Origin of the sequence: Pseudomonas sp. EL_65y_Pfl2_R96 (assembly GCF_963970905.1) — a bacterium.
Taxonomy (GTDB): Bacteria; Pseudomonadota; Gammaproteobacteria; order Pseudomonadales; family Pseudomonadaceae; genus Aquipseudomonas.
Map to the genome: position 1 here is coordinate 1 of NZ_CAXAQH010000083.1, position 1851 is coordinate 1851.

Consider the following 1851-nt stretch of genomic DNA (forward strand, 5'->3'; position numbering starts at 1 on the left):
GGATGGTGATGGTCTGGCCGTTCGACAGGGTCACGACCACCGGCGAACCGGTGACTGGAGCGGACACGGACGCGGTGTAAACCACGGTGCCGCCTTCGGCGACGGTGGACGTCGCGGTCAGGTTCACGGTCGAGGTGTCGGTGGTGTCGGTCACGTCGGTGACCGCCGCCGCTGGATTGGTGGCCAGATTTTCGAAGTTGCCGCCCGCGGCGTCCTTAATCGTCACTTCGACTTGGCCGGCGTCTTTGTAGACGTCGTCTTTCGGCGCGTCGACGGTCACGGAGCCACTGGTGGCGCCGGCGGCGATGGTGATCACCGCGCCGTTGCTCAAGGTCACGGTGACCGGCGTGCCGGCGGCGTTGCTCAGCGTCGCGGTGTAGACGATGGAGCCGCCTTCAGCCACCGAATCGGTTGCGCTCAGGCTGAGGTTGGTGGTGTCGACGGTGTCGGTCACGGTGGTGCTGACCGGCGTTTTGTCCGCCACCAGGTTCTCGTAGTTGCCGCCGCTGACGCTGGTGATCGAGTTGGTCTGCGGAGTATGGCCGGCCAACGCGTCGTTCGGCGCGGCGGTGGTCACGGTACCGGTGGTTTTACCGACGTCGATGGTGATCGTCTGGCCGTTGGCCAGGGACACGGTAACCGGGCTGCCAGTCACCGGTGCACCGACGGTCGCGGTGTAAGTGACGGTGTCGCCTTCCGCCGCCGAAGTGGTGGCGTTCAGGGTGACGGTCGAAGTGTCGATAGTGTCAGTCACATTGGTGACCGCCGCCGCTGGGTTGGTCGCCAGGTTTTCGAAGTTACCGCCGGCCGCGTCTTTGATCGTTGCTTCAACGGTACCGGCGTCTTTGTACACATCGTCTTTTGGCGCGTCGACGGTCACGGAGCCACTGGTTGCGCCGGCGGCGATGGTGATCACGGCACCGTTCGACAGGGTCACGGTGACCGGAGTGCCGGCGGCATTGGTCAGGGTGGCGGTGTAAACGATGGAGCCGCCTTCTGCCACGGAGTCGGTTGCGCTCAGGCTAAGAGTGGTGGTGTCCGCCGTGTCAGTGATCGAGGTGTCCGCCGACTTGCCATCGACTTCCAGTTTCTCGTAGTTGCCGCCCTTGGCATCGTCGATTTTGACGCTCAGGGAGCCACCACCGGTCAGGGCATCGTTAGGCGCAGTGAAATTGACGCTGGCGCTGCTCGATCCAACCGGAATGGTGATGGCCTGGCCATTCGACAGGGTCACAACGACTGGCGAACCGGTGACTGGAGCGGACACGGACGCGGTGTAAACCACCGTGCCGCCTTCGGTCACAGTGCTGGTCGCGGTGAGGTTGACCGTCGAAGTGTCGACGGTGTCGGTGACTTCGGTAACTGCCGCCGCTGGATTGGTGGCCAGATTTTCGAAGTTTCCGCCCGCAGCGTCCTTAATGGTCACTTCGACTTGGCCGGCGTCTTTGTAGACGTCGTCTTTCGGCGCGTCGACGGTCACGGAGCCACTGGTGGCACCGGCGGCGATGGTGATGACGGCACCGTTCGACAAGGTCACGGTCACTGGTGTACCGGCCGCATTGCTCAGGGTCGCGGTGTAAACGATGGAACCGCCTTCAGCCACGGAGTCGGTCGCACTCAGACTAAGCGTCGTGGTGTCCGAGGTATCGGTCACCGAGGTATCCGCCGACTTGCCGTCGACTTCCAGCTTCTCGTAGTTACCGCCCTTGGCATCGTCGATTTTCACGCTCAGGGAACCGCCGCCGGCCAACGCATCGTTCGGCGCGGTGAAGTTGACGCTGGCGCTGCTCGAACCGACCGGGATGGTGATGGTCTGGCCATTCGACAGGGTCACAACCACTGGCGAGCCGG

General features: G+C 63.6%; 1 protein-coding gene. It reads right to left on the reverse strand.

The window, feature by feature from the left end; all coding sequences use genetic code 11:
- On the reverse strand, positions 1-1851 hold a 1851-nt coding region (locus AACY49_RS29490; RefSeq protein WP_339527692.1), incomplete at both ends, for an immunoglobulin-like domain-containing protein.